Below are 17,738 nucleotides of genomic sequence, written 5' to 3' on the forward strand. Positions count from 1 at the left end.
GCATGGACAGTTCCATCAAAGAAGGATTTTCTAAAAAAAATAAATAAAGTTACTAAAACAAGCTCAAGACACCCCTACCCAAGTATCCATAGCCCTAATTTGTGCCTTATAATCTTTAGGAAGTAATACACTTTTGATAACGTCATCGAGATATAGGTATCGACTAAGTATGTACAGAGGCACTACAGGCCCCAACCAAGCAACACCTGTAAAACCAAGCAACTGTTTTACCAGAGTAGGCACTACCAACTTTTGGGCTTCCAACAAAACTTGGTATCTGAAATTGCCCAAGTGTTTGCGGTATTGTACAAACAAATCTTCAGTATAGCTACTTTGTTGTAGATGGTCCTTTAAATGTTTTTCCCGTACGGGCAACCAAGCCTTATAATTGGGCGGCAGTTCCTTGAGCCCCATTCGCAGGCCTACCCTATAAAACACATTGTAAACCTCATCCTTCTCCTCGGGCATCAATGGTTTCTCCAATAATTCATAGGCTGCAATGGAATAATAGATGAGCATAAACAACACATCCCGATAGGCCCAATCCGGAATGACAGCACCACGGCTTTGCTCTACCGCCGTATGTATCTTTCGCATGGCGTCAATGGCTTGATGCGCATCAGGCACTGAAGAAAACACAATGTTACGAGCATAGGCCACCGTAGAAAACAAGCGTCCCAAAGGATCCTGTGGCAACTTCCCAGTAAAGTACAGCCAATCCACCGCCTTGTTTAGGGCAAACTCGGCAGAGGCTCCCGCAAAAATAAACAGGATGGTATCGCTCTTGCCCCAGATACTCCGCACCACCGATGCCTTTGAAACGAAATAGTCCATAGCCTTTTGTTGAGACTCTAAGGTACGGAATATTGGAAAGAGAAATGAACATAAGGAATCGCAAAAAACAGCAAGAAAACCTCTACAGACAACTGAAAAAAAATTATATTAGTCCTAATGAATGATGCATTAGTAACACATTATGCCAATGATTTCAAAAACCTAAAAAGAGGTTACAACAAGGGACTTGGAAAAGCACCTCACAAACCAATACTATTGGTTTCTATAATCGAGCTCATTCAAAAAAAGACCATTACCTCCAATAGAATTTACATTACCTCTGATCTGCTTTTGGCATTTAAAAACAATTGGAACAAATTAGTAGATACCAAACATAGTCCCAATTTTGCACTCCCTTTTTTTCATATGAGAAGTGAACCTTTTTGGCATTTGGTAACCTACATTGGTTTAGACCTTAAACTCACAAGTTCCAAAAGCATCAAGAGCTTTAAAAGCCTTAATGAAACTATAGCCTTTGCAGAGATAGACAAAGTGCTGTTTGAAATTCTATCAACCCCACCTGAAACCAACATTTTATTACAACTATTATTAGACCAGTACTTCCCTGATACAAAGACAAATTTCTATGCTATAATTGGCAATGAAACAGAGAGTAAAATTGAACAGCAAATCTTACACGAAGAAAGTTCGGTTTACCAACACCATATTTGGGAACTAAGAGCAACACTGAATGATGATGAATTTGAAGAAGAACTATTTATAAGAGGAGGCCTATTTAAAAAGGCTATCCCTAAAATCTATAATTTCTCCTGCTGTATATCTGACATGAAAGTCATATCAACCACAAATGCACAAATGGTGGATGCCTGTCACATTGTACCTTTCAGTATATCAAAAAATGATACTATTCCAAACGGTATTTCTTTATCACCAAATCTACACAGGGCTTTTGACAGAGGTTTAATAACCATAAACAAAGATTATATTGTAAGGGTGTCCCCAACTGTTTCCGAAAATGATTCTGTATACTCCATCTCTCAATTTGACGGAAAGCAGATCAAGCTTCCTAACAACATCAAACACTACCCTTCCCCAGAGAGCTTAACTTGGCATAACAAGGAAATTTATGCCATATAGTATGGCCCTAAAACCCAATCATACAATCAAGAACCTTAAATAAGACACCTTTTTCCATAAAAAACTTGGCAAGTTGGCTAATGGAGTAAAATGCAGTCTGTGTTCGCAATGCAGCCAAAACACTGGAGAAAACCCATATAAAACACAAAAGCCACCCAATTTCTTGAGTGGCTTTCTCTAAGCTTGCTCCCCCTCTTGGGCTCGAACCAAGGGAGATTTTTACTTTATTTACAGTCACTTACTGAAATCAATTTTTAATTGGTATCCGAATTGTATGCCTTTTCTTATGATTATATTCAAAAAAAATTAATGTTTTAATATATTTGAAGTTAGTAAATAAAAATTAACCACCATTAATGTCTTCACCAAAATTACCTTTATACCTAGATAATGCCTCTACAACAAAAGTAGACAAAAGGGTTTTGGAAGAAATGCTACCCTATTTCACCGAACTTTTCGGTAACGCATCTAGCAGCCATAGTTATGGAAAAGTTGCCAAGCATGCCATTGAAAAGGCTCGTAGTCAAGTTTCAGATTTAATAAATGCTAATGACAATGAAATTTTGTTCACCTCAGGTGCCACTGAGGCAATAAACCTAGGAATAAAAGGGTATGCCGAAGCCAACTCACACAAAGGAAATCATATCATTACAGTCAAAACGGAACACAAAGCCGTTTTAGCTACCTGCGAATATTTGGAATCCAAGGGATATGAGGTTACTTATTTAAATGTTGACAAAAATGGTCTGATTTCTTTAGACCAATTGAGAAGCTCTATATTGGATAACACCATCCTTATAGTGGTTATGTATGTGAACAATGAAATTGGGATTATACAGCCAATCCGTGAAATAGGATTAATGGCAAAAGAATATGAAATCACCTTTTTTTGTGATGCCACCCAAGCAGTAGGTAAAGTCCATATCGATGTTGAAAAAGATAATATCGATATGCTATGCCTTTCAGGACATAAATTAAACGGTCCCAAAGGTATAGGAGCACTTTTCATGAGGAGAAACATAGAAATCACCCCATTAATACATGGCGGTGGGCAAGAAAAAGGCTTAAGAGGAGGCACTTATAACACCCCACTCATTGTTGGCTTGGGAAAAGCCTGCCAATTAGCTTTGATAGAATTTGAATCAAATATTTTCAATTTAATTTCTAAGCGAAAAAGATTAGAAAATTATTACGAAAAAAATAATTTAGGCCTTATAAATTTCAAAGAATCCCCTAGAGCCCCTCACATATTAAGTATTACATTATATGATTATGAAGCTGAAGAATTTCTTATGATTAAATCTAAAGAGTTTGTTGCATCTACTGGGAGTGCTTGCAACTCAGAAATCATGGAAATTTCTCATGTTTTAAAAGAATTAGATTTTAATCAAAATAATAACATTATTAGAATTAGCTTTTGATGACCCTGAATCATTTAGAAAAGATTTTTTATACCTATAGCCACCTTGAAAAGGCTTCAGATTACCAATATTTTGAGGATGTTGAATCCTGCGTATACTTTTGGTACTACCCAATAAACTTCAAGCAAAAAGGACAAACCATAAATCATATTGTTAAGGATTTTTTTGAAAATTCCTTACCCATATATAACCAGATAAATTCTCTAGAATTAAAGGATAACAATAAAAAAATGTACGTAACAACAGGAGCATTTGAGCCTTACACTCCGCCAGAAATTAAAACAAATAACGAGGACCAATTATTCTTTAACAGATTTAATGAAATTTTCAATTACTTTTCAACATTGAACAAACCTATTTATATAGGTAAATCTACAAGGCTCGAATCGTCTATCAAAAAAAGAATAAAAGAACATATTGAATTAAAAACAGACTTTTCAAGAACTCTTGATATTAAACTTAAAAGTATAAATGCAAATATTGAAATTGATGATTTATTAGTTCGAGTATTAGACGTTGAAAAATTGCGAAAAGAAAGATTCAATAATTACATTGACAAAGATTTTGATTTCGCATTTTTTTTAGAAAAATTATTAATAACATTATATAAACCCTTCTACAATATAAAGCAATGAATATATCACAAACAAATCAAACCTTTTCAAGCAATTATACCTTCCTTCACAGTAATTTTGATTGGCTAAACCTTGACAACACTTTTGACTTTACAATTCAATCATTGGTTGTTTCTGCCCCCTTTTTTTCCTTAAAAGACGACTTAAAAATTCTAGACGATCTAGGAGACTACAAGGATCTTGGCTTTGAATTACTTGTTCAAAGAGATATTGATAAACAAAGGGTCAAAACTGAAATTGTAGAAAACTATTTAGAAGTGGAGGGGAAAACTAACTTCTTCCCCCCAATTGTAGTGGCCTTAATACCTGGTTACAAATCCTTGAAAGAAAATGGAAAATGCTTTAAAACAGTAGTGGACGATCAAAATCCAAATAGTCTGATGCTCGATATCGGAGGAAGCTCTATTATACAAACTTTTCAAAATGAAGGATATGAGAATGACCTTAAAAAATTCTTCCTATCTAAACAAATAAAATATGGAGAATTAAAATGGGATAAAGAAAAAACAAATGCCATTATTATTGATGGACAGCATCGCTTTTATGCACTAAAAAAATTCATGCATTCTAGCCATATAGAATTAAGCAAATGTTTTTTTCCTGTCAATTTTGTTGTGATAACACCAGAGCCCAATAAAGAGGTTTCGGCTGCACAGTACATAAAACTTTCTAGGGAATTGTTCATTGATATTAATAAAAACGCCAAACAAGTATCTCATACTAGACAAATCCTTCTTGACGATATTGACTTTAAAATGTACTTAACTCGAAATTCCATAAAGCAATATAACATTACTGAGGATGAAGACTTCATTCAGTGGGAGGAGGAAAAAGGAATAGAATTTTTAAGTAAAATACCACAACCACTTGTAAATTGGAATTCAGAATTAAATTCTAGAGACCAAGAAAACATTAAACTATTTAATCTCGCTCAGATTACCTCCACTTCACTCCTGCATAAGATAATTAAAGATTTTATTTTCACTCCAAACAAGAAAGAAAACACAAATATTTTTAAGACCCTTTTTAGAATTTTGGAGTTAGACGAATTATTACCTGAAGAAGGTTCTCCAGACGAATTACATCTGAATACACTTCAAACTAAAAAGAGCTTATTTGAAGACAAAATTAAGGATATAGAAGAAGAGATTTTAGAAGCAGAAAAAGAATCATTAGGCGATCAAGAATCAGATTACCAATTAATAATAGAACAGGCTAAAAAGAGAATTACCGTATTAAATGAAAATGCTCTAAAATTTGAACCAAAGATGAATGATTGGCTATCCAAGAAATTTTTCTCAGAATCAAGTTCGGGCAAATATTTTTCCAAGTTCTACTCTCAATTTAAGCCTTATAGAGAAACAATAAAACTAATACAGCCCTTTTTTAATGAGCCAGAAAAATCCAACAAGGAAATAATTAATGCATTAATTGACCCAAAACAAGGTAATAAAAAAACTAATTATCAATTCAAATCTGAGTCCACCACGGAGAGATTTAACATACTTTTTGACGAATTAAATAGACTAAAAAAGGAATCTGTAGATGTAAGGTACACCGTTTTCCAAAGGGCAATTTTTTCTGAATTACCCAAAACATTAGATTTAATTAGTATTCTTTTCCCTGATGACACAATAGACACTGCAATTTCAAAATATATAGTAGCATTATCCTCGGTTTACTCAAAGGGATTACTCAATAAAGATTTGAAAATTCAAATTGAAGACGATTTATTTGAGGACGCCTTTGAAGGGTACTCTGTAAAAGAAATCCACGTTTGGAGAAACATCTTAATTTCAGACAATTTATCAGGGTTAAAATACAGAGATTCCGACACAATAAAAATTGCAGACCTAATCAGGATCTTTGTTATGGCAGAAGCTAAGAAAAAGGAACTAAACGACTTAAAATCAGAATACGGAACAAGAGTTAGCACTTTGATAACCCAAATAAGGAATGCTTATAAGTCATCTTATGAAAAGGAAATAAAAGAAAAATTAGGACTGAATAACTTAAACGAAGTTCGTGAGTTAGAAGGGTACGATAATTATAAATTTGCCTTACAGCTTGAACAGATTATTGCTCTAACAATTAATAAAAAAATCCTTGAATAAATTAAAACAGCTACAATATAAAAGTTTATTAATCAATAAAAAAAGGTTTGCGTACAACGGCAAACCTTTTTCGAAATAAAGTTAAATACTAAAATCAAATAAAACAGCTAGCACAACCTTCTCCTTCTGCCTGCAAAATTTCATCTTGCCAAGATTGCCCTGTTCTTGACCTGCTCTTTTCGCGACTCATTCTCAAATAATGCTCTTTCTTAATTGCATTTACTCGCTCAGGCTTTTTAAGATCTTCAAGACGTTCCGACATCCAAGTATAACCCTCTTTTTCATACTCCATAGCCTGTTCAAATAAATCAGGATGTTGCTCCAACAACCACACCCATTCAATTTTTTGTTGATAAAAACAAAAATAGCATCCTGACCTGCTTCGAGAATATTCACCTTCCTTTACCACCCCATTTATTTCCACTTCATATTTAAGCGGCATATAATATGCAGGAATACCAACCCCGGATTCCTCAAGAAATTTGAAAACATCTTCCAAAACTATAACCTCATCATTATCTATCAAAGGGAATTCATCCAACTGTCCAACAGGATAATCCGTAGTCTTCAAATACTCAAACACCACCCTATTGAACAACTTAACATCCGTATCCAGCAAAGCATTTAATTTTTGCCTCTGTGTATATTTTGGAGAAATCGGTTGTTCAACATACTGGATTAAATTATTAAGCGTATTATCAGAGGCTAAACTCCTATACTTATCAATCATAAAATCCATATTACCGTTGGACAATATCTTTTTTATAACATCTTCGCTCCAAATATTTTTTCTAAAAGGAAAAATAGTTTGAATATTTTCTCTTTTTGAAATATAACCTTCCCGATTTTCATCCCCTCGTATACCTACATAAGAAATAGTTGGTTGATCACCCACTTCCGACTCAAAAGCCTCCAATTTCATCTTATTGGTACACCATCGAGCAGTAGCGGATGGTAAATACCCTCCATATATAGCTAAAAAATGGTCAAAAGGATTCTTTATTGGAGAGGCCTCCTCGTCAAAAGATTTGAACAACTTAATCCCTCCTTTCAAAATCGAATGGAGAGCATCTATCATTTCATACGTTTCATTTAGCTCCTTTCCAGTATCACAAGTATAATACTCAATATCTATTTCAGGATAATAATTTTTGTGCATATAAACAGCTAAAGCAGCACTATCCTTACCTCCAGAAATACCCAATAAATGTTTAACCTTGCTCATATTCAATATTCATTTCTTGTGAAAGCAATTCTAACAGCAATTCCTTTCGTTCAACATCATTTAAATTCTTTAACGTCAATCTTACCTGACTCTTGGTTTCTTTCAATTCCTCAGACTGTACAGCCCCCAATACAAAGCTTTCATCAGTAGGAACCCCATTCTCACCATAAAATCTGATAGCATATTTCTTTCCTTTTGATGAAGAATTATTGTATTTATGGATATCCACAGCCTTAATAAGCCCCATAGACAAATCTTTCATAGATTCTCTTAAAACAAACTCCTCCTCATCCAACATACTCGCTATACTCTTTCCTAAAGCCACATCCGCCACAGACTTTAACCAACTAGTCCTATCATCCAAAGGAGAAGTCAATCTTTTAAAGAATACTAACTGCTTATGACTCAACAAAGCCTGCTCAATACCATCTAATTTCCCTGTAATCTCACTTTTATAATCCCCAAAATTAGATGAATTACAATAGAATGATTCTACTATTACGTTCTCTATTCGATTAAGCAACTCATCGTAAACTGTCCTAATTTCCCTTATCGCGTCTTGAATTTTTTTTGTATAAGAACCTAAAACCTTAACATCTTCTTTGATAGCTAATGAATGGTAACCTAAAGCAGCTGGAAACTGATTAAATAGCGCATCCTCCGGATCCTTAGAATTAACAATAGCTTCTCTAAGCGCAATAGCTCCCGCAGATAGATTCTTGGTTTTCAATGCATAATCATTCAATCCTCTTTGAAACCGCAAAAAGTTTCCAAAAATTGACAAAAATGTTGTTTGCGAACCTGCAACAGAATCTCCAATCTGCACAAGTTCTTTATAGCTTTCCAAAAGATTCATTTTCAAACCTGAAACGTCATAACTTTTTATAAAAAAATCATTTGGCTTTTTATGTATTAAATCCAAAGCGTCTTCAGCCAAAAATGGCATAAACCCTCCATCAACATGAAATAAAGCATAATCTTCCCTTTTCGCTATTAAAAATATAGGAATCCAAAAGTCAACAAATCCCTTTTTCAATTTGAAAGGTTTTTCTTTTAAAATATGGTAAAAATCATTTAAATTTCTTTGATTAGATATAGTACTATTCAAAAACTCCTCCGATTTCTTCCAAAGATTATATAAATTAGACTTCTCTGAAGGCATATCCAATTTATAATACCCTATATCCATATTTTCTTGATGAATCCCAGTATCTTTCAATAAGCTTACATAAATCGCTTTCTCAGGAGGAAACTTCCCCTTCTCAAAACCAATATCTTCTAATTCTTCTTTCCCAAGCAAAGTTCTAAACAAAGCTTTTCTAGCAGTGTTAATTTGAGAACTTAAAAACTCCTTATTGATTAACTCGTTTTTAAACAAGGGCGTTTCTGGATACAAAATACTTGAACAAATGTAAGACAACTTATTATAGAGCTTGTGTTTATTCTCAACCTTCTCAACTTTACCTCTATGTATCCAAACATTTTGATTGTTATTAAAAAGCTGATTAGCAACTAAATCATTTAACCTATTTAGATGGTACTCTTTTTCGTCATTTAGCAACTTAAGAGCATTTTTGTCTTGTTGATGCTTAACTAATAATTTTTCAAATTTTAATATCGTTAAAACTTCTTCTCTAATCTTTGCTGAATTGTTATAAATCACAAAAAGATTATCTTCATGCTCTTTAGATTTCTTTTTAACCTCAGAAAGTTTGGCATTATTAAAGATTAAATTAATATAACCGTCTATTGGACCTTCAGCCCCAGTGACTTCCGAAAGCGCATCCAATATTCTAAATTCAAAAAATCTATTTGTCCCTGAAACAAAAGAATATTTCTTAGCCAGCAAAATCGGAAAATCAATTCTACTTAAGATCTCCCTCGATAAAGAAAACTGAGTATTTATTTCTTTGGTTACCAATAATAACTCGGAATCAATATCGATATCAGTGCCATCCAAAAAATTGATTTTATTACTATGCTTATAAAATCTAATTATTCCTGATTTTTCAAGTGTATCTAAAATTTCTTTAACCGAAACATTTCTAGTCAAATCAAAATATTCAACAATAAACTCCTTATCAAACAACCCTCCTACTTTAGAGAAAATATTAACTAAACTAATGGTTTTGACAACATCAGCTACTATCTCAAAATTGTCATCAAAAATAAGTTCAGTCTTTTCAAGAACCCTAAACGTAGTAAGCCATTGAGCTCTGTGAGGGTTTTCCTGACTATAAATTTCAGCAGGGAGAGAGTTTACTATATAATCATAAACATTGGAAACACTAAAAAAATCCGCGCCAAATTTCTTAATAGAATATCTCGTAGTGTCCCATAAAAAAGAAAAAAGGGACCTTTCATTTTGGCCATACCTTTGCAGTGAATTTACAAGAATGCTTGCAGACAACCAATCCATAGGGTAAATAGCCTCGGACAAATCATCACTAACTTTTGTTTTAAGGCTCACCAAATTTGATTCTTCAATGAGTTCTATCAAAGACAGATGTCTATTGGTCAGATTTCTAGGCATTTCAAATACCTTCAATCTTTCACTCGCGAAATGAATTAATTGTTCAACTGGCTCATTGAAAACCAAATCCACAAACCTTCCCTTTACCTTTTCCCACTCCAGCCTATCTTGACTAGAAAGATTCTTCCCGTAACTAGAAAAATTTTGGTGCAGTGTAATAATAAAAAAGACATTTGTTTCATCATTATTCGCCCACTCGGAAATTAGCTGCAACAAGTAAATATCATCAGTAGCTTTGTTTTTTGACGCATATTCCAACAGTTTACCAAACTCATCTATTACTAAAATTAAGCCTTGGTTGTTTTTTTCTGCAACTGCCCTTCTTTTTTCTAATGTATTTACAATATCGGAGGAACTAGCAGACCTTTTCAAATTTAAAACATCAGAAAGCACTAAGCTAAGAGATTCATTTTGACCAACAATTTTAATGAACTCAAAATCAAAGACTTTATTCTCGTCCTCAATAATATTGGTAAAAAAATTAGCCTTGCCATTCAGATTCTGCTCAACAGCCCATAAAAAAGAGGACTTACCAGTCCCATAGTTACCTATTAAATTAAATGATTTATTTGCTCCATAATTATGAAGAAATATTCTATCAAAAATTTCTTTACCGTTAGCTGTTGGAATGTAATCAATCTTCTTGGATTGATCTCTTATTATATTGGTAGATATGCTATTAGTATAACTCATAATACTTTTTAAGTATATCGTGTTTAAATGTTGTTGTTATTTTCTTTAACTGAATTTGTCTGACACCTGCATCGTCTTTGAAAACAAATTCTTTATAACTAGTCGCAAGTTCATTTAAGATCATGTCTAACTTATCATCGGAAAGACACAAATATGCCCCAATGCTAATTCTAATATCATCAAAACTTATTGCTGTCTCATCCTCAAATTCCGTCATCAAACAATAAGCAAAAACTTCAACAGGAACATTGTGATCACCCTTATTTATACAATACACGGATTGGCCATAATCATTCTTCCTACCTGTATTAGAAATTAAATTGAGAGAAAGAAGAGGTACATTAAAATCATCTTCTACGGTTTTATGATTTTTAATAGGAGCCACATAAGTCCTAATAAAAACCTTATAATCGTTAACCAACGTTTTTTCAGCAACATTTTTTTGCTCTTTATCCCTAAGCTCTTTATCTATGAATCTAAACACTTGAAATTCACTAAACTCCCGAGTAGCCTTATCAGAAAAGTAGTCAGCAAATATTAATTTATATATTGACGCATATCCACATTTACAAATAAGATATTGCAATAACCATAGTGAGCCCTCACTTTCAAGATATGGGTCTAATTTGTCAGTTATAAACAATAAATCTGCAATTTCTGTTTTATTCACATTGTCATCTATCAACCCAAAAGCTCGTAACCAATATTGAATTGACCTTACCATATTTTTCCCAACACCCAAAAGAGAAATAGACTCATCTTTTCTAAAAACATCCTTATCATTTTGATTTTCAATAAGTTGAAGTCCTTTTAAAATCCATTGTTCTTTACAATGAAAAGTATCATGCCCTGAAAATCTTAAGGTTTCACTATTTGATGTCATCAGATTTTATCGTATTATTAATTATGTTGCAATTTAAGCAAATTGGGTGAGTTCATCCATTTAGGGATTTCTTTTTATACACAATTCCTCAACAATCAACATAATAAACTGACTATCAATCTTTAATACTTAAAAAAATGAATTCTAAAAATAAAAATTGGCTTACAAGTAAAGAAGCAACAAAAGAAGCCAAAATTAATGATTGCGATCTAATGCACTACAGAATCCAAGGAAAATTAATTTTTGAAAAAAGAGGCAATGCCTATTTTTACGCCAAAGAAAGTATTGAACAACTAAAACAAGAATTATGACAAATTTTCCTATCCTGTCAAAATTTAAATTAGATAACCAAAACACTTAATTTCGAACTGTTAAATAACAAAAGTTCAATAACCTTTTCAACTCATTGCCTCCTTAATATTACACATAATGCCACATATAACCTCCACTTTGCTCACGCTCACCTCTACACACCCTAGCTATACAGGATTTGGAAATACCAGTAGCTCTTGATGCAGCAGCCACGGAACCATAATTGGCAATTACTTCGCCAGAAGGAAAAAGCTGTTTGACTTCCTTTTTCCTAAAATCCTTAGTTGGATTGAAAGGTACACAAAAATTGTAGCTCCAGTAAAATCCTTTGCAGGTCTTGTTTTGCCCTATGCATGCATTCCCTATGGAAGTTTTGACTGCATTAACTGCATTAGCTGCATTTTCCAAAGAATCATATTGAGCTACCAAACTACCATCAGTAGTATTATACTGGTATACCGTTTTTTTAAAACCACCTCCAGCATCTGAGTTATAACCAGTCTGCTTACTATTGTATTTCAGGATATTTTCCTTTTCCATTCTGGCAAGTTCATCCAAGTCATTTGCAGAATCCGTCTGCATCCAACTGAATGCTTCTGGACCATGGGTTGCAATAGCTTGATGGAATTTATTAAGCTCTCCTCTATTAGCTCTTTCCTCATGGTCTATTTTTCGTTGCTCCAAACTGTTTGTTGTGGCACCTACGTAAAATTCGCCAGTTACCTGACATTTTACTGTATAGATGATGCCTGCCTGTTTTTTGTTATTTTCCATAATAATAAACTAGATAAAAGGCAGGATGGGCAAGTAAATCTTTCTTAAAATCAATTAATTATATACTATTATACTCTAAGAAAAAAAACTTACCCTTCTTACCTTTAGCTCTTCATTTTCTCTTCAACATATACTTTTTCACTCCTTTGACTTTAAGCTCTTTAAATCCTTTAGCCTTTAAAACCTTCCCCATCTCCACTGGAGATAGAGCCTTTAATATCACAGTACTTTTCTCATAATTAGAGATGTAATTAATGGTCTCAGTTGCATTCATAAACAAAACTCCTTTCCCCTTGGTAAAAACAGGCAAAAAATACTTCGATAATAAAACCTCTTCCTGAAGCACCTCCCTATATTGCTCATTATGCTTATTAATTTTCTGTATATCCTTTTGGTCAAACCAATATTGAAAATTTTTCTTGAAAAGATAAAATCCCTGAGAGTAAGCATTATCTAATAATTGGCTATCGATTTTTTTAAATCCTGATATTTCGAATACCAAAAACCGTCGATTCCCAGTAACATCCACTAAGATCTTCTGATTATTAGAACTCCCAATAAATGAAGCTCTTCGAACATAATTTTCAGCAAATACACCATAAGGTCTTCGCTCCCTAATCACCTCCTTCGTAATAATTTCTTTAAAGGCTTCTGCCTCACTTCGACTAAACGTTCCTACCTCCTCCAAATTTATTAGCATACATTCCGCTAATAGAAACACAGAATCCTTTCTCGTGGGATCAACTTTTCCAGAAGATAAATAATCTTTAAGTTCAATTGGCAATAACCCTTGAATCCAAGATGATTTTCCGAGTCCCTGAGGACCAATTAGAATTAATGCACAATGATTTGTAATATTCTGGCTATATGCACAACCAATCATAGCCACAAACCATTTTTTAAATGCCCACTGAAAAACTTTATTATCGGTAGAATTTACGGTACATGCCAAACTTGTGATGAAATCATTGCTCCCATCCCATGTCTTTAAATTTTTGAAATAGTCCATTATTGGATTAAACCTCGGGACAAAATCGGATTGCAAAAGATCCCTTAAAGCTGCCTTTCCAATTTTAAGATTTTTATTGGAAAGCTCTCGATACATCGAATTTAGATAATAATCATCTAACAATTTTAGCGACGAAGATCCTCCCGAATTCTTCTTAAAAAAAGTTCTATTCAAAACCTCATTATACTTAAAAGTGTACTTTCTCTTCAAATACACCTCAACATTTGAATAATTCATAAGAATTAAGTTTAAATTAATAAACGACCTCTTATCCAGTACACGAGGTCATTGATGTACTGGAATTATAAAAACAAATGTATCTGCTTATTTATTGGTGAAGAAATATTTTTGGTGAACCATTTTCCACCAAAAAAATAAAAACTATCTCGGTTGCAATTTCATCAAAATTTCTTTTAACTCCTGAATGTTCTTCGGCGACCAATTCTTCCTATGAGTGTAATGCGAAACTCTATTCCCCATTTTCTCAGGAATCTCCCTATCTCCCTTGAACAGAAAATACTTCTCTAAATGCCTTCCAATCACAGAAGGCTTAATATCTTCTTTGGCTATTATACCCATTTCATAAAATTGAGCGAATAAAAAAGCTAAATTCTCTTTTGATATGGTAAAGGGGATTTTTTCAATTTTTTTCACATCCTCACCCTCATCACTTAATTCCAACATCCTTTCAATTAAATAGTCCTTAACTCCCAGTATTTGACTATTAATCAACTCCTTAATACCAAAAGAGTATATCTCCATTTCTTCTATCAAACTAATCTTTTCGATATATTCTGATTCCAATTCATTATAATACCCTAATTTTTCCTGAACTGAATACTTACACTCTACTTTACGACGATTTTCTATTATCCCAATCTCATTTCTACAAACCGTTTCTATTGACGGCATTAAATAATCCTTATAAAACTCAACCTCCTGTTCCTTCTCTTTTGCAACCATCTCTCTAGCAACCACACCTTCAGGATCTTCATAAGGTTTAAAACTAATTTCATACCATTTGTAATTGAGTTTTATTGGTTCTTCATCAAAAGACATCCTATCTATATCTGTTACATCAATTTGTTTTCCACATTTTTTACAAAAATCAAGAAAGATGCCAACTGAACCATTAGAATTAAGTAGGTCATCCAAAGTTAAGTTCGGATAAGAAAAATACATATTAGATTTCATAACAATAAATTACACTGAAAAACGTCCCAAAATACAAATTAGACATTATCCAGTGTAATTTTCTGATACATTTTCAGTGGTTTTCTTTAAGGACTAAACCGTCTCAAAAATATCGAGTAAACAAAATGCAGCATAAAGTCCAACCTATAGATTGTTTTAGCCATTAATTATGACTAATGGAGTAATATTCTGAAATGATAGTAGTAATATGCTTTTTTCGCTATGATAAAAACTGTTATGCCAGAAGAGGATAGCTTCACGGCTTCCACCTTCACCAACTCTCCCTTCTTCAAATCCCCTATATCATTAGCAACCTGAACATTAAAAGGACAATACAGCTCTTTCAATTTATTGTACCAAGTAATAATCATTATACTTTGAGGAGAACAGTACTTAAACAATTCAGCCATCTCGTTCTTTTCCATATATTTATACAAGGCTCAAGCAAATTACCTGAGCCCATTTTAGCTATTAATTATTAATTAAGATACCAAAGACCTGTTTTGTTTTTGAGTGAATTATACAGCGCTTGGGTAATCCCGTACGAGTTGACACTACGATCCAAAAATGTATCGATATAACTGCTTTTGTTGGCTCCTGTCAATAAATTGAAGAAGTTCCAAAGGTTTAAATCTCCATTTTGGTCCTGTGAAAAATTTTCATCCTCGTAATAGGCTTTAGCCACTGCATTGACCTGCCCGTCATTCAACAGCATTGGAATCAGTCCTTCCTTCTCCTTTTTGGGTAAATGTGCATAGAGCCTACATCGTCCCACCAATTGGGCAAATTGATGCTCCCTTAGCTTGTACTTAGAAAAGCTTTGCATTTGGTTTAAGTGCTCCTGCATTTGGTAATCACCCATTAGAAACATAAGCTGCTTTTTTAAGTAATCCACACTGGAACTCCTTATATCACCTGCATAGCCATCACTGGACACACACATATTACAGCAGACCATATTTCTGAAGCCAATGAAAAACTTGAATTTTTCCATGCCCTTTTTACTGTATAGATTCTCTTGATTGTATGCACGAACACCACCCAAAACTAGATTTAACTGATTGCCATTGACATCCAATGTAATACTAGGCAACTCCACACCAAACATCATCCTTTCGTAATAAATGGTCTTTTCGCTGTCCAAAAGATCCTTTACAGGTTTGCCAATTGCCGATGGAATCCTACCCTTGACAATATGGCTTACTCTGATTTCTGGTGGCATTATTTGCTGTCCTCCAAAAACCTTTTGGGCACAATCAAAGGTTACATCGATAAACTCCTGATGGGAAATGGTACATTCATTATCTTTTGAAAATACTGGAATGGTACAATCCTTCTGTAAATGAGAAAGGCTAACTTCTTTTGTGTTAGCCTTTATAAATGGAGAATTACTTCTCGTTACGATATTTTCGTCTGGAACCATTAACTGGTCTTTGTTAACTATTTGAATTTCCATTTCTAATTTGGTTTTTAGGTTCTATAATTTGATTATTCGGCACTACCTGAGAAGAAGAATCCTCCAAAATTGCCTTTCGGTTCATGATATCTGCTAATAGCAGTTTTTGTTGATTTGGGTATTTGGCATAGATATGCCTCAATCCCTCAACAGTTTCACAACTATTGATTTCGGTTTTAGCCTTTTCAAAATCAAAACCATTGTTACACCATTCCATAAGTTTCCTGCCTATGGCTGCATTGATGACAAATTCTGGTTTGTTCATAAACAATCCAGTCCTATCCTTTGAAGCTTTTGCCATGTGATTTTCATTCAGTAATTCAAAATTGGCTGTGAGCTCATACTCAAAACCCTCACGGGTAATTTCCTTAGTCCCATGCTTGACTACTTTGGTTTTTCCGTTGGAACCTACATCCAAAGAATAATCTATTTTACTCCTCACAGTTGTAATTATATGACATGTGGATTGTAAAATGGCATCTATAAAGGCTTGATGCCGTTTGCTTACTGGAGCCCAATCCTGAAACCTTCCTCCAAGTTTCTCATGGATTTCCAAACAACCTCCAGTTCCGTTCCATTCGTGGGTTATACTGTCTACAATTACTACCTCCATTCCGGCAGATTCACATAATTTGATAGCCTTCACGTATCTTTCAGGACTATATGGTGGTTCAAGACACACTGTATTGAAATCCCCCAAATGAGCATACAATGAAGCTGATTGGTTTTCAGTATCAATAACTACAATTTTAGAGTAGTCATTTGTAATACCATATGCCAACAACAATGCTGAGTAGGTTTTTCCAAAGCCTGATGCTCCACTTAACCCCAAACGCAACTTAACTTGTTGGCGTTGTGCTTTTTTTATTTCCATAATGTAATTTGATTAGTGTTAAACTATTTTGTAGTTACGGTGTGTATATAAAAAACATAGAGGCACTAATGCCTCTATTGTTTGAACAACACCATATTTACATCACCTCCGATTCTTCAACAATCGAAGCATTGGCTTTATCTGAAACTCCGTCATGATATTCCCAACGGTGTTCAAGTGTTATAATTTCACCCGTCTCAGGAACTGTGAATTCATAGGGTTCTGTTTCAACCCTTACAATTTCCCCTGGAAATTGGCTACCAATTAGTTGTTGGCAGGTTTCTTCATCAAATGTACTGGACACAGTACAGGTTTTAGCTGTAAAATACATACGCCCAGTTTCCTTACTCCTAACAGGCATTACCCCTCCTTGGAGTACCAAAACAAAAAACTCATCTCCTTCCTTTGATTCTCTTTTCTTGAAATCTTTAATTGTTACCATAATAATTGATTTTATAAACAACGGCGGGGCACCATGCCCAACTCCAAGTAAGGGAGGGGTGATCAACTAATTATTATGGTCTTGCGTAGATATAGTTTGGTTTGAAAAAAAAAAAATTCTGAACCACCCAAAGCAGCCTCCAACTCTGAATTTACTTCATAAGACTTATTAAAAAATATTTTCATTTTATAAAAATATCGAACCATAAAGATCATCCCTCACTATGCAAACCTATTGAAAC

At 33.8% G+C, this 17,738-nt stretch carries 16 protein-coding genes; 5 read left to right on the forward strand and 11 right to left on the reverse strand.

Annotated features, from left to right (window positions below):
* Positions 1-63: 63 nt before the first annotated feature.
* Entirely contained in the window at positions 64-834 is a 771-nt protein-coding gene (locus ZA05_RS11895; protein ID WP_053991915.1) for an oxygenase MpaB family protein, read from the reverse strand.
* 117 nt (positions 835-951) lie between these two features.
* Between ZA05_RS11895 and ZA05_RS11900 the strand changes: the two genes are divergently transcribed.
* The 4 genes from ZA05_RS11900 (at position 952) to ZA05_RS11920 (ending at position 6,102) form a co-directional block, all read left to right on the forward strand.
* The gene (locus ZA05_RS11900) at positions 952-1,932 is read left to right on the forward strand and encodes an HNH endonuclease (protein ID WP_053991916.1); all 981 of its coding nucleotides are present in this window, start codon (positions 952-954) and stop codon (positions 1,930-1,932) included.
* Positions 1,933-2,288: 356 nt separating this feature from the next.
* A complete protein-coding gene (locus ZA05_RS11910; protein ID WP_053991918.1) occupies positions 2,289-3,353 on the forward strand; it encodes a cysteine desulfurase family protein in 1,065 nt (354 codons plus the stop codon).
* Positions 3,353-3,988 carry a hypothetical protein gene (locus tag ZA05_RS11915; RefSeq protein ID WP_053991919.1) on the forward strand — a complete coding sequence of 212 codons (636 nt, stop codon included), beginning with the start codon at positions 3,353-3,355 and terminating at the stop codon, positions 3,986-3,988. Before ZA05_RS11910 ends, ZA05_RS11915 begins: the two co-directional genes overlap by 1 nt.
* A complete protein-coding gene (locus ZA05_RS11920) occupies positions 3,985-6,102 on the forward strand; it encodes a DNA sulfur modification protein DndB (RefSeq protein ID WP_053991920.1) in 2,118 nt (705 codons plus the stop codon). The genes ZA05_RS11915 and ZA05_RS11920 overlap by 4 nt, the downstream gene beginning before the upstream one ends.
* 94 nt (positions 6,103-6,196) lie before the next feature.
* Here ZA05_RS11920 and ZA05_RS11925 read toward each other — a convergent pair whose 3' ends face one another.
* From ZA05_RS11925 to ZA05_RS11935, 3 genes are read right to left on the reverse strand one after another with little or no spacing between them, the layout of a single operon-like run.
* Complete coding sequence (locus ZA05_RS11925; protein ID WP_053991921.1) at positions 6,197-7,327, reverse strand: phosphoadenosine phosphosulfate reductase family protein; 1,131 nt, start codon at positions 7,325-7,327, stop codon at positions 6,197-6,199.
* Positions 7,314-10,553 carry an AAA family ATPase gene (locus ZA05_RS11930; RefSeq protein WP_053991922.1) on the reverse strand — a complete coding sequence of 1,080 codons (3,240 nt, stop codon included), beginning with the start codon at positions 10,551-10,553 and terminating at the stop codon, positions 7,314-7,316. The genes ZA05_RS11925 and ZA05_RS11930 overlap by 14 nt, the downstream gene beginning before the upstream one ends.
* Positions 10,540-11,436, reverse strand: coding sequence for a DUF4007 family protein (locus ZA05_RS11935; protein ID WP_053991923.1), 897 nt, complete (start codon positions 11,434-11,436; stop codon positions 10,540-10,542). The genes ZA05_RS11930 and ZA05_RS11935 overlap by 14 nt, the downstream gene beginning before the upstream one ends.
* A gap of 137 nt (positions 11,437-11,573) precedes the next feature.
* On the opposite strand from ZA05_RS11935, the gene ZA05_RS18355 reads away from it, so the two are divergent.
* Entirely contained in the window at positions 11,574-11,747 is a 174-nt protein-coding gene (locus ZA05_RS18355; protein ID WP_197276091.1) for a hypothetical protein, read from the forward strand.
* A gap of 109 nt (positions 11,748-11,856) precedes the next feature.
* Here ZA05_RS18355 and ZA05_RS11940 read toward each other — a convergent pair whose 3' ends face one another.
* From ZA05_RS11940 to ZA05_RS11970, 7 genes are all read right to left on the reverse strand, one after another.
* Positions 11,857-12,522 carry a GIY-YIG nuclease family protein gene (locus ZA05_RS11940; RefSeq protein ID WP_053991924.1) on the reverse strand — a complete coding sequence of 222 codons (666 nt, stop codon included), beginning with the start codon at positions 12,520-12,522 and terminating at the stop codon, positions 11,857-11,859.
* A 112-nt stretch (positions 12,523-12,634) separates the two neighbouring features.
* Positions 12,635-13,768 carry a VapE domain-containing protein gene (locus ZA05_RS11945; protein ID WP_053991925.1) on the reverse strand — a complete coding sequence of 378 codons (1,134 nt, stop codon included), beginning with the start codon at positions 13,766-13,768 and terminating at the stop codon, positions 12,635-12,637.
* 144 nt (positions 13,769-13,912) lie between these two features.
* Positions 13,913-14,686 (reverse strand): hypothetical protein, encoded by a 774-nt coding sequence (locus ZA05_RS11950; RefSeq protein WP_157514704.1) that lies wholly within the window; start codon positions 14,684-14,686, stop codon positions 13,913-13,915.
* A gap of 212 nt (positions 14,687-14,898) precedes the next feature.
* The gene (locus tag ZA05_RS11955) at positions 14,899-15,150 is read right to left on the reverse strand and encodes a hypothetical protein (protein WP_053991927.1); all 252 of its coding nucleotides are present in this window, start codon (positions 15,148-15,150) and stop codon (positions 14,899-14,901) included.
* Positions 15,151-15,203: 53 nt separating this feature from the next.
* Entirely contained in the window at positions 15,204-16,181 is a 978-nt protein-coding gene (locus ZA05_RS11960) for a DUF3871 family protein (RefSeq protein WP_053991928.1), read from the reverse strand.
* Complete coding sequence (locus ZA05_RS11965; protein WP_053991929.1) at positions 16,162-17,055, reverse strand: AAA family ATPase; 894 nt, start codon at positions 17,053-17,055, stop codon at positions 16,162-16,164. Before ZA05_RS11965 ends, ZA05_RS11960 begins: the two co-directional genes overlap by 20 nt.
* A gap of 97 nt (positions 17,056-17,152) precedes the next feature.
* Positions 17,153-17,497, reverse strand: a complete 345-nt coding sequence (locus ZA05_RS11970) for a hypothetical protein (RefSeq protein WP_053991930.1) — start codon at positions 17,495-17,497, stop codon at positions 17,153-17,155.
* Positions 17,498-17,738 lie beyond the last annotated feature (241 nt).

Origin of the sequence: Mangrovimonas sp. TPBH4, assembly GCF_001280505.1 — a bacterium.
In the GTDB taxonomy this organism is placed as follows: domain Bacteria; phylum Bacteroidota; class Bacteroidia; order Flavobacteriales; family Flavobacteriaceae; genus Mangrovimonas_A.